The organism is Holophagales bacterium, from assembly GCA_016719485.1.
GTDB lineage: Bacteria > Acidobacteriota > Thermoanaerobaculia > UBA5066 > UBA5066 > UBA5066.
Window position 1 is genome coordinate 59,180 of sequence record JADJZB010000021.1, and the last position, 22,360, is coordinate 81,539.

Below are 22,360 nucleotides of genomic sequence, written 5' to 3' on the forward strand. Positions count from 1 at the left end.
CCCGCGTCTCCTGGCCCGTCTCCATGAGCGCAACGCCCAGCCAGTAGTGGGGATCGTAGAAGTCGACGGCGTGACGGCTCGTCCCGAAGCTCTCCTGGGGCTTCTCGTGGCCCGTATCGAGCGCTTTCTCGAGCTTCGGGATCGCCTCGGCGTACCTTCCCCTCCCGACGAGCTCCCTTCCCTCCAGAAACGGGCGAGCGGCGGAATCGGGGGGTAAAATGGGTTGTTGCGGTGCCGGCAGGCCCGGCCGTGGCAGGAGTGCCACCAGGGCCAGGGAGGCCGTCAGGGCGCCCCGGACGAGCCGGATGCGTGAGGTGGACCGGGTCAACCGACACTTCATGAAGGCACGACGCGTCGAGTCTAACGGCGCGGCGTGCAGAGGGGATGACGACGATGCCGCGAAACTTCGCTTCGATCCGGGCCGCCATTGGCGCGGCCGGGGTCCTGCTGGCCTTCCCGGCGGCTTCCGCCACGGGGGCGGCCGCAGCCTGTCCGCCCGACAGGCCCAGCCTCTCGGTGCCGGCCGTCGTCAACCGCTTCGAGGGCTACACGATTTCGTGGACGAACGTCCTGGCGGACCGGCCGACGGGTCCAGCTGACATTTTCGTCGTCGAACGCTCGGAGGACCCGGCGTTCGCCAAGGGCGTGGAGGGGTTCAAGACGAGGGGGATCTCCACGGCCTACGGCCCTCCGCTGGGGGCGGCTCGGACGCTTTACCACCGCGTCGCCGTCCAGTCGTTCTGCGCCGGGCCGACCGCCGTTCGCGTCGAGTCTACGGTCCTGCCGGTGACGATCTCCGATTACTGCGCCCCGCCCATCGAGGTGGAGCCCCCGGCCGTCAGCCCTGAGGCGCCTCCCGCGTACACCACGTACGTCGTCTCGTGGGACACGCTGAACGCCAGCCAGCCGGGGCCGGGGGGGGGAGCACAGGGCCTCCGGTTCCGTCTCAGGCGCTCCACGAGCTTCGGGGACGTCAAGGAGACGCTGATCGACACGGGAACCGCCGCGTTCGCGGACGGACCCGGCGAGTACCTCTACCAGCTCCGGACGGAGAACATCTGTGGCGAGGTCAGTGCGTGGTCGAGGCCGGCCCGCGTCCTCGTCGGCACCTCGAAGACCTCCTCGCTCGTTCTCGTCTCTGCACCAAAGCCATTCATCGTGCCCTCGGGAGCGAACGCCCCTCCGTCGACGAGGCTGACCGTCCGGAACGCCGGCAGCGAGGCGCTCGACGTTACCGCTTCGAGCGCCAGCGGGGCGGTCGTCGCTCACCCGGGATCGTTCCGGGTCGAGTCGGGCGACAGCGCCTCGGTGAGCGTGACGGTGGTGCAGGACATCGACTCCTCCGCGCCGCTCCACGAGGAGCTCACCCTCATCGCGAAGGGCGTCGTCCTGCGCGTGCCGATCGACGTCGGCGGCGCCGCCGAGGCGGCCGAAGCGCCAGCCGGCTGGGACGACGAGGGGGCCGACGTCGACGCGCTCGGCAACGGCCTCCGGCGAACCCTCGTGAACCCCGGCTCTCGCCCTGCCTCGATCGTCACGTCGATCTCGGCGGAGTGGATCACCATCCAGGCGGTCGACGGGAAGACGTGGGATCGGCCGCTCGCCCCCGGGGAGAGACGTCCCGTCTGGATCGGCGTCGACCGGGGCAAGCGCCGGGCCGCGATCGGGACGGAGGTGGCCACGGTCACCGTCGTGACCGCGGGCCACCCCGGCAGCCCGAAGAGCCTCAGCGTGATCGACGACGGGCCTCTCCTCTCCGCGGGAAGCGGCGGCCCTTCGAGCGACGGTTCCGACCTGCCGCCTCTCTACCTCATGAAGAGCCGGCTCCTGTTCCCATCGTTGCCGAACGCCGTCGACGTCCGCGGCATCGGGCGCTACACCTCCGACGTCTGGCTGTCGAACGTCGACGCCCTCTCCCCGATCCAGGTCGTCCTGACGCTCACGCCGTCGGGGCAGGGGAACACCTCCCTGGGGGTCCGGCAGTTCGTCTTCACGCTCGGAGCGGGGGAGACGCGGCGCTTCCGCAACATCGTCGGAACGGTGTTCGGGTACGAGGGGTCGTGCTCGCTCGACATCAGCTCTCCGGCCGCGACCCTCTCCGCGACGGCCATGGTGAACAACAAGCCGCTCGTCTCACTCGTCGCGGGCAAGACGGCCGCCCTCGGGACCGCCGTCGAGGGAACCATCCTCTCCACGGGCGAGTTCGGATTCGAGATGCGTCCGGTCGCGGCTGGAGAAGGAGCGAGCGCCTACGACCGCTCGTTCATCGTCTCCGGCCTCTGGCACGACGCCACGAGGCGGACGAACCTGATCCTCAGGGAGACGACGGGGAACGCGACGCGGGTCGTGATCCGGCTGTTCGACAACGTCGGGACCCCGATCCAGAAGGACGGTCAGGCGGTGAGCCTCGACGTGACCGTCCCGGCGCTCGGGTCGATCCAGATCAACGACGCGGACCTCTTTCCTGCGGAACCGATCACGGCGGGGAGCTTGTGGGCCCAGCTGGAGTTCCAGCGGGGCGTGATCGACCCGTTCGGACGGGAACGCGGCGCGGTCGTCCCGTTTGCGACGGTGATCGACTCGGGAACGCAGGACGCCTCGCTCCGGGTCGGAGTCTCGAGGGCGGCGCTCGTCCCGGCTGCCTCCTCGGCGGCGGCGTCGGTCCGTAGCCTGTCCGGTCCCCTCCCGTACGCCGAGGAGGTCGAGCCGGTGCTCTTCCCGGTCGCCCACGTCACGGGCGCGCCGCTCTCCTCGGGCAATGCCCCCCGCTGGAAGACCCGGGTGACGCTGGCCAACGTGAACGACACCGAATCGCGGAACGTCCGGCTACGGTTCATCGACAAGAGCGGGAACCTGCCGCAGGGAGCGTCGGCGACGGCCACCGTCTTCGTGCCGGCGCAGAACGCCATCTCGATCAACGACGTCCTGGAGAACGCCTTCCTCATACCGGCCGAGGCGAACGTCTGGGGGACGATTTCGGTCGACGCTCTCCGGCAGGAGGGCTCCGCGGGGTGGGAATACACCTGGGCCGACGTCGACGTCCAGACCGAGACCTACACGAGGGACACCGTGAACCCGTCGCGCGGGGAGTTCCGGACCGGCATGGAGGGCTACTCGTACCGGCACGGCTACTCCTCGTTCCAGTCGAATCTCGGGACGGCGCTCATCGAGGGGGCCGAGACCTCGCCGCGCTACAGGACGAACCTGATCCTCCAGGAGGTCGGGGGCGCGCCGGTGACCGTGGCCGTCGGCGTGTACCAGCCAGGTGCGCTCGTCCCGCTGTCCATCCAGTTCGTTTCGCTGAAGGCCGGCGACTACATCTCCCGGGAGCTCTTCCGCGACCTGATGAAGCTCGATCTGGAAGAGGTCGTCGACGCCCGCGTCGTCGTGAGGCAGATGGACGGCGACGGCGTCTTCATGGCGTTCGTCTCCAAGATCAACCTCGTGACGGGCGACCCTGCGAACGTTTTCCTCCGTCCGGCCTCGGCGGGAACCGGCCGCTGACGCCGTCGACACGGGCCGCGCACGCGGCGAGGGCGATCCGCTGACGCGTGGCGGGCGGCCGGGGGTTAACCTCGGCGGGGGCATGCGCCCCCTGGAGCAGACGTGAACCCGCCCGCCGTAGAACGGATCGCCCACTACCGGATCGTCCGCCGTGTCGGCCGCGGCGGGATGGGAATCGTCTACCGAGCGGTGGACGAGCGGGACGGCAAGACCGTCGCGCTGAAGGTGATCCGCGAGACCGAGGTGGCGGGCGACGAGTCGGCGCCGCACGTGGCCGAGGCGCGGGTTCGCTTCACGCGGGAGGCCGAGATTCTCCAGGCGCTCCTGCACGCCAACGTCGTGACCTTCTACGAGATCGGCGAGGAGGACGGGACGCCCTACCTGGCGATGGAGTACCTCGAGGGAAAACCGATCGGAAGCTACGCCGGCCGGCCGTTTCCCGAGACTCTCCCGCTCCTGATCCAGGCCGCAAACGGAATGGAGTACCTCGCCTCCCGCGGCATCGTGCACCGCGACCTCTCGCCCGACAACGTCTTCGTGGTCGAGACCGGTGGCGAGAAGACCGTCAAGCTCCTCGACTTCGGCATCGCCAAGCTTTTCGAATCTGCCGCGGCGGAGTCGCTCACCGCGACCGGCTTCTTTCTCGGAAAGGTCGCCTACGGGTCGCCGGAGCAGCTCGGCTCCCTGGGCCAGGGCGTGCCGCTCGACTGGCGGAGCGACGTCTACAGCCTCGGCGTCATCTTCTACCAGGTGCTCGCGGGGCGCCGCCCGTTCGAGGGGCGCGCCCCGGTGGAGTACATCGCCGCGCACCTGAACCACCTGCCGCCGCCCGTCGCCGCACCGCCAGGGTCCCCTGCCCTTCCGATGGAGCTCGTCCGGCTCCTCGGTCAGATGCTCGAGAAGAGGCGCGAGGACCGCCCGCAGACCTATCGCGACATCACCGAGCGGCTCGTCTCGGTCCTGCGGTCGACCGGGGCGTCGGGCGAGCTACCTCCTCGCAAGGCGGACGCGGGCGACCCGGGGAGCGCGCCGCCGGCCTCGTCGCCCCGCGGGCCGACCGCGCCGACGCAGCTCGTCGCGGGCCGCGCCCCGTCGGCGCCTGCGCCGGTGCGGAGGACTGCGGGCATCGTCCTCGCCGGCGCGGCCCTCCTGGCGCTTCTCTTCTGGGGAGCGCTCACGCGCCGACCGGAGACGGACGCCGCCCCACCGAAGAACGCGGCAGGGCGGCCCCCTCGCAGCCCGGCGACGGCGGAGCTCCGAATCACGTCGGTCCCGTGGGCCTCGGTCGTGTCCGTGGTCGACGTGAAGAGCGGGACTGCCGTCCCGCTCCCCTCCCCGGCGGAGACGCCGCTCGTTCTCCCGGTCCCTCCGGGCCGCTATCGTGTCACCGTGGCCGAACCGCCTCCGGGCTCCGCGCGGGCCGAGCTGGAGGTCGCCGTCGCGGCCGGAGAGCCCGCTCTCGTCCCCCTCACCCTCCGCCCACTCGAAGAGCTCGAGGAGACCCTCCGATGAAGAAGCTGGTCGTCGTCCTTCTCCTCGTCTCGGCGGCACCCGCCGCCGCCCAGGTCGAGTCGGCCCTGCTCTCCAAGATCACGTTCAACCTGACGAACCCGGGCGGGAAATCGCTCGCCATGGGCGGTGCCTTCACCGCGATCGCCGACGATGCCACCGCGGCGATCGCCAACCCGGCCGGCCTCGGCCTCCTTTCGTCGGTCGAAGTGGGGGTCTCGGGGAAGAGGTCGGACGACGTCATCGGCCTCGTCACCGCACGCTCGACGGCGACGGGGAGCCTCTCGAACCCGTACCCGCCGGTCCGTGGCGTGAACTCCGACATCCCGGCGCGCGCCTCGGGCGTGGAGTTCGCCGGGGTCGTGATTCCCGTGTCCCGAAGGTTCGTGGCCGCCGTGAGCTACGCAGAGAACCTGCGGTTCGAGGGCGACCCGGGTGAGGACGGGTACACCTACATCGAGCTGCGCGACAACCGGTCGGGCGGCTCGACGCGACTGGACTATCTCTACGAGTTTCGCGAGCACGGCGCGGTTTCGCTCCGCAACCGGCTCCTCGGCCTCTCCGCCGCGTACCGCGCCACGGACCGTCTTCGGATCGGTGCGGGGGTCACCATGAACCGGATGGATCTGGAGCTCCTCGGCGACGCCGGCGGCGCGCACCGGATCGTGAACCGGACCTACCGCACGCCGACGCAGATCGAGACTCTCACGGCCACCATGGCGATCCGAGATCTCGACTCGAGCACCCTCGGCTTCGTCGTTGGGGTCCACGCCGACCTCGCGTCCGGCGGCAAGCTGACCGCGGGAGCGGTCTACCGCCAGACGGGTGCGGCGGCGGGCACCCTCGAGATCGGCGGAGACGTCCCGTCTCCGCTCGCCGGCCAGGAGTCCCGGCCGTTCTCGGCGCGCGTCCCCCGGGACGCTGCCGTGGGCCTGGCCGCTCGCCCGTTCCCCGGGCTGACGGTCGCCGTCGAGGCCCAGTGGATCGCGTACGGGGATTTCATAGACAGGCCCCTGCCCGTGGTCTCCTACAGCGGGCTCGCCGGGCCGTTCCCGGGATTCCCGGTGGGTCCGCTCCTCGCCGACCTCGCCCCCCCCGACGACGTCATCCTTCCGCGAATCGGGATCGAGTACGTCGCCACCACGGCGGACCTGCTTCTCGCCTTCCGGCTCGGCTATCACCGCGAGCCCGCAAGGGGCGTGACGTCGAACCTCTCGGCGCGCGACGCGGCGGGAACGGCCTACGACGTCGACGACCCGCCGTACTCCGAGAGCGTGAGGACCGTCTACGACGGAGGCAAGCCCGACGACCGGTTTTCGGGCGGCCTCGGCGCCACGATCTCGCGGCGGGTCTCCTTCGACCTCGCCTTCGACGTGGGACGTTTCTCGCGGGTGCTCTCGGCTTCGCTGTTCTACCGCTTCTGAGCCTTCGAGCCCGTTCAGAGAGGGGCTCCGCAGAAGGGGCAGAAGATGTCCCCCTCCGCCGCCTCGTGGAGGCAGATCTCGGTTTCCATTTGCGGAGGACCGGGGGCGGGCTCGAGAACGAGCCAGGCGGTCCCCGTGGCGTCGATGGTGGCCTCGACGCGGACGCGCCGGCCGGATCTCTCGAGGACGAGCCCCCCCTCGTCGAACGGCCCGGAGGGTCGTGTCCTGGCGAGGAACCAGGAGAAGAGCGGCTCGAGAACCGGAAGCGGAAGTGGCCGGGACGTCTGAGCGACTCCGCCCGAGTAAGTACGAAGGAGAGCCCCCTTTCCCTCGGGGCCGATCTCGATCGCCTGGGCTCCCTCGTCGATCGCGTCGACGAGCAGGGCGCGCGCGAGGCGCGCGAACGGGTCGAGCTCGACGGCCGGATCGGGGCCTGGCCGGTCCGGGGCGGGCGCCGGCGTGGATGGCGCCACCGGGCTCGCCGGAGCAGGCCCCGGGGCCCCAGGTCCGGGAATGTCCGGCTTCGCCGATTCCCAGATCCTCAGGACGTCCTCGAGGATCGGGTCGGCGGTGACGTGGGTGCGTATGACGCAGCCCGTGGAGGCGACGAGACCCGTTTCGAGGACCGGGTTGCCCGGGTCGATGACCGCGACGTACAGGACGTTTCCGTGGCGGTCGAACGGCAAAGCGCGAAGGCGCCTGCGGGCATCGGCAGGGAGCGTTTCGACCACCTCGCGGCGTGCGGTGGAGAGCCGCTCGCGCGAGACGCTCGGGAGACCCGTAACGCGCTCCAGGGCGTCGAGGAGCGCCTCCTCGCTGACGGCGCCCGTCGCGAGGAGGGCGCGGTCGATCGTCCCTCCGTGAACACGCCGCCAGTCGGACGCCTTTCGCAGGCGTCTCAGGGTCAGGTCTCCGGATTCGGCGAGGATCTCTCCCAGCCCCGGCGGCACGTCCTCCTCCGTTTCAGGAGGAGTTTACGGGACCGGGAGAGTCCGATTCACGGCTTCTGCGTCATCCGCGCGACCAGCAGCCCCCGGCCGACCCCGCCGCCACCCGCGCCTCGTCGGGCCGGAACGCGGAGACGAGCCGGCCGGCGAGCGCCTCGAGGCGGTCGCGGGTCCCGTCGGCCCCCGCTTTCGTCTCGAAAGCCGCGAAGTCGGCGAGCATCGTCTCGAACTCGGCCGAAGACAGGACCCTCTCCGACATCGGGTAGAGGATGTTGTCTTCCTTCTGGATGTGCTGACGCAGGAGGGGGATGAAGCCACGGGCCCCTTCGAGGAAGGACCTCCTCTCGGCAGGGGTCACGTCGCCCGTGCCCTCTCCGACCCCGTGGATCGCCCCGACGAGGGCGCGCCCCTCGCGGTGCTCGTGGAGCATGACGGCGACGGGCCCCGACTCGGCCGAGAAGCCACGTTCCACCATCCGGCGGAAGAGGATGTCCTCCTCCTTGCCGTGGTGCCACGCGTCCGCGAAGCCGCGCAGGAACGTCGCGTAGTCGAGGGCGAAGGCGCGCTCGAGGGCGAGGCCGCCTTCGACCTCGAGCACGCAGGTCTCGAGGGAGCCGAGGACGTTTTCGATGAGGCGGTGCTCGTTCATCAGGATCGTGATGGGTCGGGCCATGAGGTCTCCTCGTTCTATCTCAATGGATGGCGAGATCCGTTGATATGGCAAAAAGGGGGGTCACGGAGTGGTCTCGTGCTTCAGGTCCCGCAGCGTCACGCTCCGGAGCATCTGTTCGTACTCCTCCCGGATGCGTTCCCAGTGAGGGTGCAGGGGGCAGGGGGCGTCTGCCTTGCACCGGCCGAGGCCGAAGGCGCAGGCATCCTTTTCCCGCTTTCCGTCGAACGTCTCGAGGACGGCCGAGATGGCCACGTTCGCCCCGGTGCCCTTCATCCGGAACCCGCCGCCCCAGCCCTTCTGGCTGGTGACGAAGCCGCGCTTGCGGAGCCGGGCGAGGATCTTGGAGAGGTAGTCCGGCGGGACGTCCGCTCCCGCCGCGATCTCGCGGGCGAGGACCCATCGGTCGCGGTGGGTCGCGAGGTAGGCGAGGGTGCGGAGCGCGTAGCGCGAGGTCTGGGAAAACAGGGGGCGCCTCTCAGTGGATGACGATATCCATTGAAGTGGGGGTTGCGCAAGGGGGCGACGGACCGTTCCCGGAGTGCCCTCGGGCGCTCCGGGCGCCTCAGAGACGCGTGCCGGCGCTTCCCGCCGGGAAGTACTCCCGCCACCGGCGGTCGACGAGGGCGACGGTCCGAGGGTCGGCCTCGACGACGCCCGGCATCCAGGGCTTCATCCTGGCGTCGAGGACGATCGGCGCCGAACGGGCGATCTGGTTCCTCACGATCTCGGTCCGGGCGGCGTGGACGTCGGCTCCCGGCTCGAAGCGGGTGAAGACGTGCCAGAGGAAAGAGCGCGCGTCTCTTGCGGCAGCCGCCGCGTCGTCGACGAGGGCGACGAGGGGCCACTCCGCGATCGCCGGATCGCGTGCGAGGCGCGCGGCGAAGTCCCGGTCCTCCTGCCACGAAGGTCCGGAGACGCAGAGCGCCCCGCCGCAGAAGACCGCGGCCGCCCGCCCTCCCGCAGGGACCGGGCCCGAGAACTCGCGCGGGAGGTCGCGGATCGGGGCGCCGAGGCCGGCGAGGACGCCCTTCGACCCCTCGTTCACCTTCGGGCCGGTGTAGTCGAGCGTGTCCATGGCGAGGTTCGAGACGACGAAGAGGTCGGTCTCGAACCGGCAGCGGGCGAGGACGGTCTCGAGGAGCGCGCGGAAGTCCTTCAGGTCGACGCGAACGTCCGTCAGGAGGAGGAACTTCGTCAGGGCGAGCTGCCCTTCGCCGAGGATCCGGAACGCCGACGAGATCGCCTCGCGCCCATAGCGGTCCTTCACGACGGCCGCCGCGAGCGAGTGGAAGCCGGTGTCGCCGTAGCTCCAGAGGTCGACGACGCTCGGCATGACGACCGGGAAGAGCGGCGACAGAAGCTCCTGCAGGTAGTCCCCGATGTAGAAGTCCTCCTGCGCCGGCTTTCCGACGACGGTGGCCGGGAAGATCGCGTCGCGGCGCCGGAAGATGCGGTCGACTTCGAGAACGGGGTAGTCGTGCTTCAGCGAGTAGTAGCCGTAGTGGTCGCCGAACGGCCCCTCCGCGCGCCGCACGTTCGGCGGCACCTTTCCCGTGATCGCGAACTCGGCACCCGCGACGAGGCGGTGCGGGTGGCCCGGCACGCGCGTCACGGGGAGCTTTCTGCCCAGGAGGAGCGAGGCGAGGAGCATCTCGGGAAGCCCTTCGGGGAGGGGCGCGATCGCAGCGAGGATGAGCGCCGGGGGGCCGCCCAGGAAGATCGTGACGGGAAGCGCCTCGTCCTTCGACTCGGCGACGTGATAGTGGAACCCGCCCCCCTTGCCGATCTGCCAGTGGATGCCGGTCTGCCGCGGCTCGTGGATCTGGATCCGGTACATCCCGAGGTTGTGCTCGCGCTTGTCGGGGTGTTCCGTGTAGACGAGCGGCAGCGTGAGGAACGGGCCGCCGTCCTCGGGCCACTGCGTGAGAGCCGGAAGACGCGTCAGGTCGGGGTCGGTCTCGACGACCTCGGTGACGGGGGAGTGAGAGACCTCCTTCATTCCCACCTTCAGCGCCTCGCCGAAGAAGGAGCGGAAGCCCCACAGCTTTCCGGGGGTCGGCGGGAGGAGCTCGTGCGTCGCACGGACGGCAGCCTTCACGAATTCCAGGGGGCGACGGCCGAACGCGAGCTCGATCCGCTTCGCGGTGCCGAACAGGTTCGTGACGACGGGAAAGGCGGAGCCCCTCGGGCGCTCGAACAGGAGCGCCGGCCCCCCCTGCTCGATGACCCGCCGGTGGATCTCGGGGATCTCGAGGTTCGGGTCGGCCTCGGTCTCGATCTCGAGGAGCTCTCCCTCGGCTCTCAGGGCGGCGAGGAACGCGCGCAGGTCGTGCATCGTCCGGAGAGGTTACGACGGCGCGGCCGAGTCGGCTTCACCCGTATCGCTCCAGGAACGCCCGGACGACCGGGATCGCCGTCGACGGCACCCTGTGCCCTCCCGCGTGGATCTCGTGCCTCACGCTCGCGAAACGAGACGAGAGCAGCGCGGCGTAAGTGGCGACGCGTTCGAGGGCGTAGAACTCGTCGGCGTCGGTCGAGATGTGGAGGGCGTGGGAGGACGCGGAGGCCGCCGTCCCGGGCGCCGGCTCGGTCCATTCCCCCGGTAGTCCGCCGCAGAGGCCGACGACGGCCCTGAACGGAAGGCCGCGCCGGGTGTCGAGGGCGAGGCGGTAGTTGAACGAGCAGGGCTGGCTGAAGCCGAGGAGCGCGACTCTCGACGGGTCGGCGCCGCGCTCGACACCCCAGGCGATCGCCGCGGCGACGGCCGCGCGGTGGACCGCCTGGTTGTCCTCGTGCCGCGGGCTGACGCCCCAGTGGAAGCCGCGGGCTCCCGCGGGGCCGAGCGCCTCGCCGGGAAGGAAGGCCGACTGAGGCCCCTCGACGGCGACGATTCCCCATCCGTCGGGTGCCATGCGGGCGAGGAGGGGGAAGAGTGTCGCCGCGTGCATTCCGTAGCCGTGGAGGCCGAGAAGGAGGGGGAAAGGTGGCGACTCTTCCGGCAGGCGCGGGAAGAGCTGGAGCGGAACCTCGATCGAAGTCGTCTCGCGCGCGGGGACGCCGCCGGCGGCGCTCACGGGACCAGGATCTCGCGCCGGAGGCGAGCCAGCGTCGTTCCAGAGAGCCGCGCCGCGAGTTCGTTCCGGGCCGGGAGAAGGAACGGCCCGGCCGGACCCTCCGGGAGCGCGAAGACCGTCTCGAGGCTCTCCGCCCCTTCGACCGCGAGGACGATGTCGGCCAGCGTGATCTCGCTCGCCGGCCTGCCGAGGACGAATCCTCCCGTCCGGCCCCGCTTCGATCGCAGGAGGCCGGCTCGGGCGAGTCTCTGCAGCACCTTCGCGAGATACGGAGCAGGTTCTCCACAAGCGAAGGCGAGGACGCGCACCTCGTGGCCGGGGGCGTCCGGCCCGCGAGGGTCGAAGTGGGGCAGCGACTTCAGCGCCACCTCGGCCGCCCGGGAGAGGAGCATGGACTAGTCGCCCGCGACGAAGGCGTACTGCTCGGGCGTGAGCGGAACGACGGAGAGCCGCCCGCAGGTCAGGAGCGGCGACCCGGCGAAGACCTTCGCCGCCTTCATCTCGGCGAGCGTGACGGGCTTCTTCAACGCTCGCCCGGCCTTCACGTCGACGACGGTCCCTTTCGGGTCGAGCAGATCGGGGCGGGGCGCGGCGGCGACGGTGGCCCGCCCGACGGCGGCCTTGACGTCGCCCGTGTGGTAGATGACGAGACGGTCTCCCTTCGTCATCGACCGTAGGTGCTTGCGTGCCAGGGCGTTCGTCACGCCGTCCCAGCCGGTGGTCCTGTCCCGGACGAGATCCTCGAACGCGTACTCGGAGGCTTCGGTTTTCAGGAGCCAGTCCATGAGGACGGGATGCTAACCCGCGTCGGGGCCTTCGGGCTGTGCCGCCGCCCGCGCCTCGGCGAGGCGGCCCTGCCGCCGTCCGAGCCAGGCCGCCAGGAGCGCCCAGGCGACGGCGATGGGCAGGAAGAGGCCCGCGAGCGTCCCGCCCACGGCGCCGAGGGCCCGGAGGCCCTTGTCGGCGAACGCACCGACGACGTCGCCGGAGCGGTAGACGAACGTGTCGACGAAGTTCTTGGCGGCGTACTTCTCTTCGCGCGGGAGAACGGTGAAGAGGACCTCGCGCGCGGGGCGGAAGAGCGCGAAGTTGCCGGCGCGCCGCGACACCATGACGAGGACGAGGACTCCCGTCGTCGGCGAGGCGGCGAGAGCGAGGAAGCCGGCGGCGGTGAGGACCGGGAGCGCCACGAGGGTGCCGCCGACGCCGAGCGCCCGGACGATGCGCCCCGAAAGGAATACCTGGGTGAATGCGGCGAGGAGGTTCACCCAGAGGTCGATCCGGGCGAAGAACGCGGTCCGCTCTGCGGAGTCGGCGAGCGCGGCCTTCACGATGCGCGCCTGCTCGAAGTAGAGGAACGTCGAGCTGATGGTGAAGAAGAGGAGGAAGAGCGATATGCCGAGGAGGTACCGGAACGCGAGACGATCGCGAGACCCGAGAACACGCCTCTGCCCGGCGGAACCCCTTCCGGCTCGGTTCCCGTACCGTCCGGGTTTCGGGACGTGTCGTCGACTCCGAAGTGCCGGACGAGACCGCGGACGCAGAAGACGGCCCCCTCGAGGAGGAGCGCCGCGAGGAGAAGGAGGTTCGTCGGGCCGAGGAGGCCCGCGAGGCCCGCCGTCAGCGCGGCCCCGGCCACGGCTCCGAGCGTCCCGCCGACGGCGACGAAACCGAAGAGCCGTCGGCCCTGCTCCGGACGGAAGAGGTCGGAGAGGAAGCCCCAGAACACCGACACGGCGAAGAGATTGAAGATGCTCGCCCAGACGAAGAAGGTTTGGGCGACGGGGAGGCGCCACGCCTCGGGCGCAAGGGAAAGGAGTGCCCAGAAGAGGACGAGGGTCGCCACGAGAAAGCGGTAGACGACCGGGACGAAGACCTTCCGCGTGAGGCGCGAAACGAGGGCGCCGAAGAGCGGGTTCAGCAGAGCGGTTCCGGCGAGAGTCCCGACGAAGAGCCACGACAGGGCGTTCTCGCTTCCCCGGACGCCCATTTCGTCCCGGAGAGGGCGGATGACGTAGTAGCTCGCCAGCAGCAGGAAGAAGTACGCGCTCGCCCATCCGAGAGCGGGACCCTCTCCTTCGCGCACCTCGACGGTCCGCGCGACGAGGGAGCGCAGGCGATGCACGTCAGGCCCCCTCTCTCAGAAGCGCCGCGATCGGCCTGCGGGCCAGGTTGAGAGCGGGGGCGAGCCCGGCCAGGACGGCGAGGAGGGTCGAGAGGGCGGCCGCCAGGAGGAGCGCGGTGGCGTCGGGCACGAGGAGCCCGCCCATCCCGGCGTACTGCGTCTTGTCGAGGGCGGCGCCGACGAAGTGCGCGAAGGCGGACATGACGCCGCCGCCGAGCAGCGCTCCGACGAGACCGTAGACGAGCGCCTCGCCGAGAAGGAATCCCGCGATCGCTCTGCGGCGGAAACCGAGGACGCGGAGAACGGCGGTCTCTCCGCGCCGCTCGCGCGCGCTCATGGCGAGGCTGTTGGCGGTGATGAGGAGCAGCGCGAACCCCGTCGCCAGCCCCACGCTCCCGAGGAGCGCCTTCACGTTCCCGAGCATCTCGAGGAACTGGAGCTGCCACTGCCGCTCCGTCATCGCGCGTGCCGGCACGGGGGCGTTCTCGAACGCCTTCTCGAGGGCGGCGGTGATCCCGTCCACGTCCTTCCGGCTCTTCGCGAGGATCCAGAACATGTTCGTCTGCCCCTCGGCCTCGAAGAGCTGCTCGGCGTAGCGCCGGTGGATGTAGAGGCCGCTGTCGAGCCGATAGCCCATGACCGCCCGGATCGTCGTCTCGATGACGCCGCCCTTCACCGGGGCCTTCAGGACGACACGCTGGCCCGTCTTCCAACCGAACTTCTCGACGAGGAGGGGTCCCACCAGGGCCCCCGTCGGGTCTGCCGCCCAGGCCGCCGCCTGGTCGGGCGGGACGTCCGCCTCCCGGTAGACCTCGAGCATGGGCCCGGGCGGGGCCGAGGAGACCGGGACCATGTTCTCGGGGCGGCTGTCACGGAAGTACGCGAGAACGAAGTCGAAGGGAACGACCCGGGCGACGCCGGGCGTGGCCTCGATCCGGGGGAGATAGGCCATCGGCAGCTTGTCGAAGAACGAGGTCTTCGCCGTCACGATGACCCGCTGGGCCATGAACGGCGACCACTCCTTCTCGAGCGCCGCCGAAAGGAGCCAGAGGAACCCCAGCAGCCCGATGGAGAACGCGAAGGCTCCGGCCGTCAGCGTCGCCCGGAGGGGCCGCGCGGTCAGATGGCGGAGGACGTAGCCGGCGTAGGTCAATGATCGAGTTTACGGGGCGGAGCCGGCGGGGTTTCTGCCCCGCGAGCAGCCGCAGGGCCGTTGCCGTGGGAACCGCTCGAGGTGCGCGCGGCCCGGTTCGTTATCATGCCGGGCTGCGGGCATGCTTCTGAATCTCCTCCTCCTCGGCCTTCCGGGTCTCCTCGGCGCACCCGTCGCGATCGTCGAGGTGTCGCCCCTGAAGGCGACCGAGATCGCCGTCTGTCGGGAGATCGTCGACAGGGGCTGCGACAGCGAGGGGAGGACCTTCGCGGCCGACGTCGAGAGCGTCGCGTGCCTCACGAAGATCGAGGGGGCGACGGGCGAGGCCTTCGTCTTCCACGTCTGGTCGTTCGAGGGCAAGGACGTCCAGCGCGTACGCCTCCCGCTCCGGGCCTCGCCCTACCGGACCTGGTCGCTGAAGAGAGTGAAGGACCAGCCCGGCCGCTGGAAGGTCGAGATCCTCGACCCGATCGGCCGCTCGCTCGGCGTCGTCGACTTCACCGTCCAGCCGCGGAAGATCGACTGACCGCTCTGGGCTGCTTCCTGCCTTGACGGCTGCGGCGCGCCGCGGTTAGCGTGCAGGTGGCCGGGAGGCTAGCTCAGTGGCAGAGCGCCTGCTTTACACGCAGGTGGTCGGGGGTTCGATCCCCTCGCCTCCCACCAGCTTCCTACCCCTTCGCCGCCTCCTGCAGCGCCTCCGTCAGCTGAGCGCCCGTCATCCGGAGCGCCCGGGCGAAGCCGCCGACCCAACGAGCCTCGGTCGACTCGAAGCGGAAGAGGACGAAGTCCGCGAGTCCGAAGCGCTCTTCCGCGTCCGGGAAGCGGCTCACGTACGCGGCCTGCCCGGCCTCGAAATCGGGGGTCCCGGGGACGAGCGCGAGCGCCACGCCGGCGAGGGAAAGGCGCGGCAGAGTCTGAGGATCGCCTTCGCCCGTGTCGGGCGCCGAGACGACGAGCGCCGCGCGCGGCTCCGCGAGGAGCGCACGCGTGTGGAGCGCCATCTGGGAGAGGTGGACGTAGAGGGCCGTCCCGTCGGGTGCCAGCGCGTAGGAGGTCATCGCCGCGGCCGGGGCGCCGTCGTGGACGACCGCGAGGGCGGCCCAGCGGGAGGTTGCGAGGAGGCGGGCGGGCGGCAGGTACGTTTCGGAGACCACCGGCGTTCCTCCTTCAGGCGCGCAGGGCGCGGAAGTAGTCGATCGTGGCGGCGAGCCCTTCCTCGAGCCCGACTTTCGGCTCCCAGCCGAGCTTCGCCTTCGCGAGGGTGATGTCGGGTCGTCGCTGCCTGGGGTCGTCGACGGGGAGGGGTCTGTGGACGATCGTCGAGGCCGTCCCCGTGAGCCGGCGGATCGTCTCGGCGAACTGCATGACGGTCATCTCGGAGGGATTGCCGATGTTGCACGGGTCGGCCTGGTCCGACAGGAGAAGGCGGTAGATGCCGTCGACGAGGTCGGAGACGAAGCAGAAGGAGCGGGTCTGGGAGCCGTCTCCGAACACGGTGAGCGGCTCGCCGGCGAGAGCCTGGCTGATGAGCGAGGGGACGATCCTCCCGTCTTTGGCCCGCATCCTCGGTCCGTAGGTGTTGAAGATGCGGACGATGCGGGTCTCGACGCCGTGGAAGTTCCGGTAGGCCATCGTCATCGCCTCGGCGAAGCGCTTGGCCTCGTCGTAGCAGCCGCGCGGGCCGACCGGGTTCACGTTCCCCCAGTAGCTCTCGGGCTGCGGGTGGACGAGAGGATCGCCGTAGACCTCGGACGTCGACGCGAGAAGGAAGCGGGCCTTCTTGGCGCGCGACAGGCCGAGCGCCTTGTGCGTGCCGAGGGCGCCGACCTTGAGAGTCTGGATCGGGATCTGGAGGTAGTCGATCGGCGAAGCCGGAGAGGCGAAGTGGAGGACCGCGTCGACCGGGCCGTCGAGGAAGATGTACTCCGTGACGTCGTGGTGGAGGAACCGGAAAGACCGGTTCCCCATCAGGTGGGCGATGTTGCGGACGTGGCCGGTGACGAGGTTGTCGACCCCGATCACCTCGTGCCCCTCGGCGAGAAGAAGGTCGGAGAGGTGGCTTCCGAGGAATCCGGCGGCGCCGGTCACGACGATACGCATGTAATCGATCATTCTACGGGACTGATTCCCTCCGTATCGCGGCGTGCCGGGAGCAGAATAGAGCGTTCGGAGGAGAGCTCCCCACAGGGGCTCTGGAGGACGGCATGAGGTTGAATTCGTTCCGGTTCCTCGTCGGTCCCCTGGTTCTCGTGCTCGCCACGGCCGGCTCAGCCGCGGCAGAGGAGTCCACGCTCGAGGGGACCTGGGCGCTCGACCTGAAGGCATCCAGAAACGTCCCGGAAGCCCAGAAGGGTGTCGACCTGAAGATCGCCTTTCGCGGCAACCAGCTGACGACGACCCGCTTCGCGGGGGACAAGGCCGCAGGCGAGCCGGCCGTTCTCGTCCTGGACGGGGTGAGCCGGCCCCAGGACGTCGGAGGCCAGCGCGCCACCGTCACGGCGAAGTGGCTCACGCCGGAAAAGGCTTTCGAGCACGTCGTCTCGATGATGCAGCAGGGGAGCGTTTTCGCCACGAAGCAGACGATCGTGACGGAAGTCTCGCCGACCGGCAGCACGATGACGCGGAAGTACGAGATCCGTCGTGCCCGCGAAACGCAGGAGCGCCTTCTCGTCTACCGGCGGAAGTAGAAACGCCCCCCGGTGGAGGGCGTCCGGTGGTCCGTGAGTGCCGGGGCGGGCCGTCAGGCCCGCCCGATACCGATGTACTCCCACCCCAGCTGCTTCATGTCCTTCGGTTCGTACAGGTTCCGGAGGTCGACGAAGCGCTTCGCCTTCATCGTCGCCTCGAGCCTGGCGAGGTCGAGCTTGCGGAACTGGTTCCAGTCGGTGACGAGAACGACGGCGTCGGCCCCGGCCACGCACTCGTAGACGTCCTCGGCGTAGGTGACGTCGGGGAGGACGGCGCGGGTGTTGTCCATCGCGGCCGGGTCGTAGGCGGCCACGGTGGCGCCCCGGGCCTTCATGTCCTGGATGAGCTTCAGGGCCGAGCTGTCGCGGATGTCGTCGGTCTCGGGCTTGAACGCGAGGCCGAGGACGGCGATCCGCTTCCCGGCGAGGTCGCCGCAGACGGTCTCGACCTTGTCGATCATCCGGGCTTTCACCGCGTCGTTCACGCGGAGGACGGTCTCCATGATCTCGAACGTGTAGCCGTGCTTGCGGGCGACGTCGACGACGCCCGAGGCGTCCTTCGGGAAGCAGGAGCCTCCGAAGCCGGGGCCGGGAAGGAGGAAGTGCGGCGAGATCCGCTTGTCGAGGCCCATCCCGCGGGCGACGTCCTTCACGTCGGCCCCCATCCGCTCGCACATCGCGGCAATCTCGTTGATGAACGAGATCTTCAGCGCGAGGAAGCCGTTCGAGGCGTACTTGATCAGCTCGGCCGACTCGACGTCGGAGACGACGAAGGGGACGCCGGCGACGATGAGGGGCGAGTAGACGTCCTTGACGATCGCGATCGCCTCGGCGTCCCGGGATCCGATCACGACCCGGTCGGGGCGCATGAAGTCCTCTATGGCCGAGCCTTCCCTGAGGAACTCGGGATTCGAGACGACCGAGAACTTGTGGCCCTGGGGGTTCTTCCGCAGGATCTCCTCGATCTGGGCGCCGGTGCCGGTCGGGACCGTCGACTTCGTGACGACGACCTTGTACCCGTTCATGTGCTCGGCGATCGTCTCGGCGACCTGGAAGATGAAGGAGAGGTCGGGCGAACCGTCCTCGCGGGGAGGCGTGCCGACGGCGATGAAGACGACGAGCGCCCTCTCGACGGCCTCGCGGATGTCGGTCGAGAACCGGAGCCTCTTGGCCTGGGCGTTCTTGTGGATCAGCTCCTCGAGCCCGGGCTCGTAGATCGGCGAGACGCCCTTCTTGAGGAGATTGATCTTCGCCTCGTCCTTGTCGATGCAGGTGACGTCCATCCCGAAGTCGGCGAGACAGGCACCCGTCACGAGGCCCACGTATCCCGTCCCGACCATGCAGATATTCATGAGAATCCTCCGAATGGGGACAGCCGCGAAGGGCCGTCCAGCCGGCGGAGTTTACCGTCCCCGGAGTCCAGGCGCCGTCAGCGGGTTCGGCTGCCGTCGAACGGCCGGCGGAAGAAGCCGAAGAGCTCCCGGCGGGAGACTTCCTTCGGTTCGTCGCTCACCGGGGCGCCGGGTGCGGCCGGCCGTGGCAGGGGTGCCGCCGGACGCGGCCGGCTCGTCGTGCTCTCGGGGGCGCCGAGGCGGGCGGCGACGATCTCCTCGACCGCCGTCTCGAGGGTCGTCTTCGCGCGGAACCGGAGGAGCTCTCCGGCGCGAGACAGGGAGGCGATCCGGCCCGGACGGGCCGGGGGCTCCTCGACGCGAATCCTCAACGGGCGGAAGGCCCGCTCGGCGAGGAGCCGGACGAGGTGCGACGGGGCGACGCCGCGGCCGCTTCCGAGGTTGATCGTCCGTCCGGCCGGGCGAAGGGCCAGCGCGGCGAGGATCCCGTGGACCGCGTCGCGGACGTGCAGGAGGTCCTGGGGTGCGTCGGAGTCGACGACGACCTCTCCACCGTCGAGGAGCGTCTCGAGGGCGTCCTGCGGAAAGCGGTTCGCGGGCGCTCCGGGTGCGAGGATGCGGAACAGGCGGAGGATGACGTTCGGCACTTCGGAGCCGCGGAGGCGCGACTCCTCGACCATCCGCTGGAGCAGGACGGGGTCGCGCCCGGGGTCGATCGGCTCTTCCTCGAGGGCGGGCTGGCCCGGGGAAGCGGGGGAGCCGTAGAGCGCCCCGTCGGAGAGGTGGACGAGGAAGGGCTTCTCGTGACTCCGCATCGCCTCGAGCATCGAGACCACGCCCGGGCCTCCCGGCGGGAAGAGCGCCGCGTTCACGACGGCGTCGGGTTTCAGGTCGCGGAAGACGTCGCTGGCGGCGCCGGGTAGGGAAAGGTCGGCGGTGACGACCGTCGCTTTCGGGAATGCGCGAAGCTCCCGGGCGCGCTCCTCCCGGACGGCGCGTCCGTCGCCCTGGTCCCCCATCGCGTCGACGACGGCCACCTCGGCTCCCTCGGAGAGAAGCTGTCTGGCCACCGCCGACCCGACGAGGCCGGCCCCGCCGGCCACGAGGACCCGAAAGGCCACGCCTACTCCCTCGGCTCGGGCGTCGGGGCGGGTCCGAGCGCCTCGGGCGAGGCCGCGTCCGCCTTCGCCTTCTCGGCCTCGTAGCGCGTCTGGATGCCCGACCGCTGCCGGTTCCTCACGAGCCACTTGAGGGGCTTGGACTCGTCGATGCCGACGAGGATGTCGTCGACGGCCTCGAAGAGAGCCGGGTCGTTGACGAGCTTGCCGGCGGTCCCTTCGCCGCCGTCGATCTTCTCGGCCACGCGGGCGAGGCTTCCCGAGATGCGCGAGAGGTCCTTCATCAGGTCGCGGGCGAACGTCTCGTCGCGGACGAGCTTCGGAAGGAGGCCGTTCCCCGTCGAGAGGTCCTTCGAGAAGCCGGCGAGCCCGTCCGCTGCCGCCTGGAGCGACTCGACCATCGCGAAGAACTTCCTCTTCCCCTCGGGGTCTCCGAGGAGCGCCGGGACGAGCCCTTCGCCCTCGCCGGCCCCCTTCTCGACGGCGCCGAGGATCTTCCGGAGGGAGGCCACCGAGCCCTCCAGCTCCAACGTCACGCGGTCGGCGAGCGCCTCGTCGGAGACGAGGCGGCCGACGAGCCCCTTCCCCGTGCGGGCGTCCTCGAGGAGGGCGTTCGTCGAGGCGATCGTTTGCCGGAGCGAGCGCGACAGCTCCTTGCCCTCCGGGGTCGCGCTCGTGAGCTCGCCGACGAACCCCTCCCCCTTCTCCACGCGGCCCAGGATCGTCTTGAGCGACTTGGCGACGGCGCTGACGTTGTCGACGAGGTCGCCCGACCCGGCGAGGATCTTCTCGAGCTCGCTTCCGCGAATGGCCGAGATCTCCGTGCCGGGCTCCGCCAGAGGCTTGTCGGATGACCCCGGGGTCACCTCCAGGTACTTGTCGCCGAGGAGCCCGATCGTCTTGATCTCCACGCGGCTGTCGGTCCGGACGAGGTGGCGGTAGCGGCGCTCGATGTCGAAGCGGACGATCAGGTCCTCGCCCGGCTTCTTCGGGACTTCCACGTCCTGGACGGCGCCGACGGTGACACCCGCGAGGCGGACCTGGTTCCCGCCCATCAGGCCCTGGGAGTTCGGGAAGAGGGCGAAATAGCTGCTCCGGGCGAGGAAGAAGCCGGTCTTGCCGCCGACGATGACGATCATGACGACGAGGAGGAGGAGCGAGGTGAAGACGATGACCCCGACGCGGGAGCGGGTGCGGCTGTCGGCTCTCATGGTGCGGTGGTCTCCCTCGTGCCGGTCTCTTCCGCGGCGAGGAAGGCGCGGAGGGCGGCGACGTCGGAACGGCGGGCCTCGTCGGGGCTCCCGACGAAGGTGAAGCGCCCTTTCTCCAGGAACGCGATCCGGTCGGCCACGTAGAGGGCCGAGGCGATGTCGTGCGTCACGACGACGGAGGTCGTCGCGAGGCGCGAGTTCAGGTCGACGATGAGGCGGTTGATCGTCATCGCCGTCACGGGGTCCAGGCCGGTCGTCGGCTCGTCGTAGAGGAGGACCTCCGGCTTGAGCGCGATGGTGCGTGCCAGCGAGACCCGTTTCTTCATTCCGCCCGAGAGCGACGAGGGGAGGAGCGGCATCACGTCGGGGCCGAGGTTGACGAAGGCGAGTACCTCCTCCACGCGGGCGGCGACGTCGGCGTCCGTCATCTTCGTGTGCTCCCAGAGGGCGAAGGCGACGTTCTCGAAGACCGTCATCGAATCGAAGAGGGCCCCCATCTGGAAGAGCATCCCGACCTTCTTCCGAATCGGTACGAGCTCTTCCTCGGCGAGGCGGGAGACCTCGAGGCCGTCGACGAAGACTTCTCCCGCGTCGGGGTGCGTCAGCCCGTTCATGTGCCGGAGCGAGACCGACTTGCCGCTCCCCGACCCCCCGAGAATCACCATCACCTCGCCGCGCCGCACGGACAGGTCGACGGAGTCCAGGACGACGTTGTCGCCGAAGGCCTTCGATACGGCTCTGAGCTCGATGACGGGGTCGCTCATCCGAATGGCAAAGCGATGAAGAGCTTCGTGAGGAAGAAGTCGGTGATGAGGATCGTGATGGACGCGGCGACGACGGCGACCGTCGTCGCCCGTCCGACGCCGTCCGCCCCGCCCGTGGCCCCGAGGCCGTTGTAGCAGCCGATGAGGGCGATCTCGAGGCCGAAGACCGGCGTCTTGCACAGGCCGTGCATCAGGTCGTTGACGGAGAGCGCCTGCAGCGTCGTCGACAGGTAGAAGCCCGCCCCGATCTTGATCTCGAAGGCGGCGATGATGAGGCCGCCGAGCATGCCGTGGAAGATGGCGATGAGGGTGAGGACGGGGAGCATGACCGTCAGCGCGACGACGCGCGGCAGGACGAGCTTGCGGATCGGGGAGGTGCCGAGGGCGCGCAGGGCGTCGACCTGCTCGGTGACGGCCATCGTGCCGAGCTCGGCCGTGATCCCGGCCCCGCAGCGCGCGGCCAGCATGAGGGCCGTCAGGACGGGACCGAGCTCACGGGTGAGCGAGAGGATGACGGCCCGCCCGACGACGAGCTTTCCGCCGAACTGCTCGAGCGCGTAAGCCGTCTGGAGGGCGAGGACCATCCCCGTGAAGAGGCAGGTCAGGTTCGCGACGGCGATCGACTGGACGCCGAGGGCGTCCATCTGGCGCAGGATCTCGCCCCCTTCCCACCGCTTGCGTCCCTCGCGGACGAGGCTGCCGGCGAGGAGACCGAGGCCGCCGAGGTGGGAGAAGACCCTGCGAAACCAGCGGCGGAGCCGCGGGAGCGTCCAGGACGGGTCGCGGCGGGCCTCCGCGGGGGCGGTTTCGGTCACGGGG

General features: G+C 70.1%; 20 protein-coding genes, 1 tRNA gene and 1 pseudogene. 6 read left to right on the plus strand and 16 right to left on the minus strand.

Annotation, left to right across the window (positions count from 1 at the left end):
* Positions 1-393: 393 nt before the first annotated feature.
* The 3 genes from IPN03_12165 to IPN03_12175 all read left to right on the plus strand — a co-directional run bounded on the left by IPN03_12165 (position 394) and on the right by IPN03_12175 (position 6,437).
* Positions 394-3,504, plus strand: a complete 3,111-nt coding sequence (locus IPN03_12165; protein ID MBK9374452.1) for a hypothetical protein — start codon at positions 394-396, stop codon at positions 3,502-3,504.
* Positions 3,505-3,606: 102 nt separating this feature from the next.
* The gene (locus IPN03_12170) at positions 3,607-5,016 is read left to right on the plus strand and encodes a protein kinase (GenBank protein ID MBK9374453.1); all 1,410 of its coding nucleotides are present in this window, start codon (positions 3,607-3,609) and stop codon (positions 5,014-5,016) included.
* Positions 5,013-6,437 carry an outer membrane protein transport protein gene (locus IPN03_12175; GenBank protein MBK9374454.1) on the plus strand — a complete coding sequence of 475 codons (1,425 nt, stop codon included), beginning with the start codon at positions 5,013-5,015 and terminating at the stop codon, positions 6,435-6,437. The genes IPN03_12170 and IPN03_12175 overlap by 4 nt, the downstream gene beginning before the upstream one ends.
* A gap of 14 nt (positions 6,438-6,451) precedes the next feature.
* On the opposite strand, the gene IPN03_12180 is transcribed toward IPN03_12175, so the two are convergent.
* The 9 genes and pseudogenes from IPN03_12180 to IPN03_12220 all read right to left on the minus strand — a co-directional run bounded on the left by IPN03_12180 (position 6,452) and on the right by IPN03_12220 (position 14,409).
* Entirely contained in the window at positions 6,452-7,387 is a 936-nt protein-coding gene (locus IPN03_12180; GenBank protein MBK9374455.1) for a hypothetical protein, read from the minus strand.
* A gap of 61 nt (positions 7,388-7,448) precedes the next feature.
* The gene (locus IPN03_12185; protein ID MBK9374456.1) at positions 7,449-8,057 is read right to left on the minus strand and encodes a hemerythrin domain-containing protein; all 609 of its coding nucleotides are present in this window, start codon (positions 8,055-8,057) and stop codon (positions 7,449-7,451) included.
* Between the two features lie 60 nt (positions 8,058-8,117).
* Positions 8,118-8,549 carry an Rrf2 family transcriptional regulator gene (locus IPN03_12190; GenBank protein ID MBK9374457.1) on the minus strand — a complete coding sequence of 144 codons (432 nt, stop codon included), beginning with the start codon at positions 8,547-8,549 and terminating at the stop codon, positions 8,118-8,120.
* Between the two features lie 70 nt (positions 8,550-8,619).
* The gene (locus IPN03_12195; GenBank protein MBK9374458.1) at positions 8,620-10,392 is read right to left on the minus strand and encodes a UbiD family decarboxylase; all 1,773 of its coding nucleotides are present in this window, start codon (positions 10,390-10,392) and stop codon (positions 8,620-8,622) included.
* A 37-nt stretch (positions 10,393-10,429) separates the two neighbouring features.
* Positions 10,430-11,131, minus strand: coding sequence for a hypothetical protein (locus IPN03_12200; protein MBK9374459.1), 702 nt, complete (start codon positions 11,129-11,131; stop codon positions 10,430-10,432).
* Entirely contained in the window at positions 11,128-11,523 is a 396-nt protein-coding gene (locus IPN03_12205) for an Rrf2 family transcriptional regulator (protein ID MBK9374460.1), read from the minus strand. The genes IPN03_12200 and IPN03_12205 overlap by 4 nt, the downstream gene beginning before the upstream one ends.
* Positions 11,524-11,526: 3 nt before the next feature.
* On the minus strand, positions 11,527-11,916 hold the full coding sequence (locus IPN03_12210; GenBank protein MBK9374461.1) for an EVE domain-containing protein: 390 nt from the start codon (positions 11,914-11,916) through the stop codon (positions 11,527-11,529).
* Between the two features lie 12 nt (positions 11,917-11,928).
* Positions 11,929-13,256, minus strand: a pseudogene (locus tag IPN03_12215) (MFS transporter).
* Between the two features lies 1 nt (position 13,257).
* A complete protein-coding gene (locus IPN03_12220) occupies positions 13,258-14,409 on the minus strand; it encodes an ABC transporter permease (GenBank protein ID MBK9374462.1) in 1,152 nt (383 codons plus the stop codon).
* A gap of 121 nt (positions 14,410-14,530) precedes the next feature.
* Between IPN03_12220 and IPN03_12225 the strand changes: the two genes are divergently transcribed.
* The gene (locus tag IPN03_12225) at positions 14,531-14,935 is read left to right on the plus strand and encodes a DUF2914 domain-containing protein (GenBank protein ID MBK9374463.1); all 405 of its coding nucleotides are present in this window, start codon (positions 14,531-14,533) and stop codon (positions 14,933-14,935) included.
* A 62-nt stretch (positions 14,936-14,997) separates the two neighbouring features.
* Positions 14,998-15,072: transfer RNA gene (locus tag IPN03_12230), tRNA-Val, on the plus strand.
* A 5-nt stretch (positions 15,073-15,077) separates the two neighbouring features.
* Here the strand turns inward: IPN03_12230 and IPN03_12235 are convergent.
* Entirely contained in the window at positions 15,078-15,563 is a 486-nt protein-coding gene (locus IPN03_12235; protein MBK9374464.1) for a pyridoxamine 5'-phosphate oxidase family protein, read from the minus strand.
* Between the two features lie 13 nt (positions 15,564-15,576).
* On the minus strand, positions 15,577-16,509 hold the full coding sequence (locus IPN03_12240) for an SDR family oxidoreductase (GenBank protein MBK9374465.1): 933 nt from the start codon (positions 16,507-16,509) through the stop codon (positions 15,577-15,579).
* Between the two features lie 104 nt (positions 16,510-16,613).
* On the opposite strand from IPN03_12240, the gene IPN03_12245 reads away from it, so the two are divergent.
* Positions 16,614-17,096 (plus strand): hypothetical protein, encoded by a 483-nt coding sequence (locus tag IPN03_12245; protein MBK9374466.1) that lies wholly within the window; start codon positions 16,614-16,616, stop codon positions 17,094-17,096.
* A 53-nt stretch (positions 17,097-17,149) separates the two neighbouring features.
* Here the strand turns inward: IPN03_12245 and IPN03_12250 are convergent, their stop codons facing one another.
* The 5 genes from IPN03_12250 to IPN03_12270 all read right to left on the minus strand — a co-directional run bounded on the left by IPN03_12250 (position 17,150) and on the right by IPN03_12270 (position 22,356).
* Positions 17,150-18,448: a UDP-glucose/GDP-mannose dehydrogenase family protein gene (locus IPN03_12250; GenBank protein ID MBK9374467.1), complete on the minus strand. Its 1,299-nt coding sequence runs from the start codon at positions 18,446-18,448 to the stop codon at positions 17,150-17,152.
* A gap of 77 nt (positions 18,449-18,525) precedes the next feature.
* Positions 18,526-19,569, minus strand: coding sequence for an NAD(P)-dependent oxidoreductase (locus IPN03_12255; GenBank protein ID MBK9374468.1), 1,044 nt, complete (start codon positions 19,567-19,569; stop codon positions 18,526-18,528).
* Between the two features lie 2 nt (positions 19,570-19,571).
* Positions 19,572-20,777, minus strand: a complete 1,206-nt coding sequence (locus tag IPN03_12260; GenBank protein ID MBK9374469.1) for an MCE family protein — start codon at positions 20,775-20,777, stop codon at positions 19,572-19,574.
* On the minus strand, positions 20,774-21,541 hold the full coding sequence (locus tag IPN03_12265; protein MBK9374470.1) for an ATP-binding cassette domain-containing protein: 768 nt from the start codon (positions 21,539-21,541) through the stop codon (positions 20,774-20,776). Before IPN03_12265 ends, IPN03_12260 begins: the two co-directional genes overlap by 4 nt.
* Positions 21,538-22,356, minus strand: coding sequence for an ABC transporter permease (locus IPN03_12270; GenBank protein MBK9374471.1), 819 nt, complete (start codon positions 22,354-22,356; stop codon positions 21,538-21,540). Before IPN03_12270 ends, IPN03_12265 begins: the two co-directional genes overlap by 4 nt.
* Positions 22,357-22,360 lie beyond the last annotated feature (4 nt).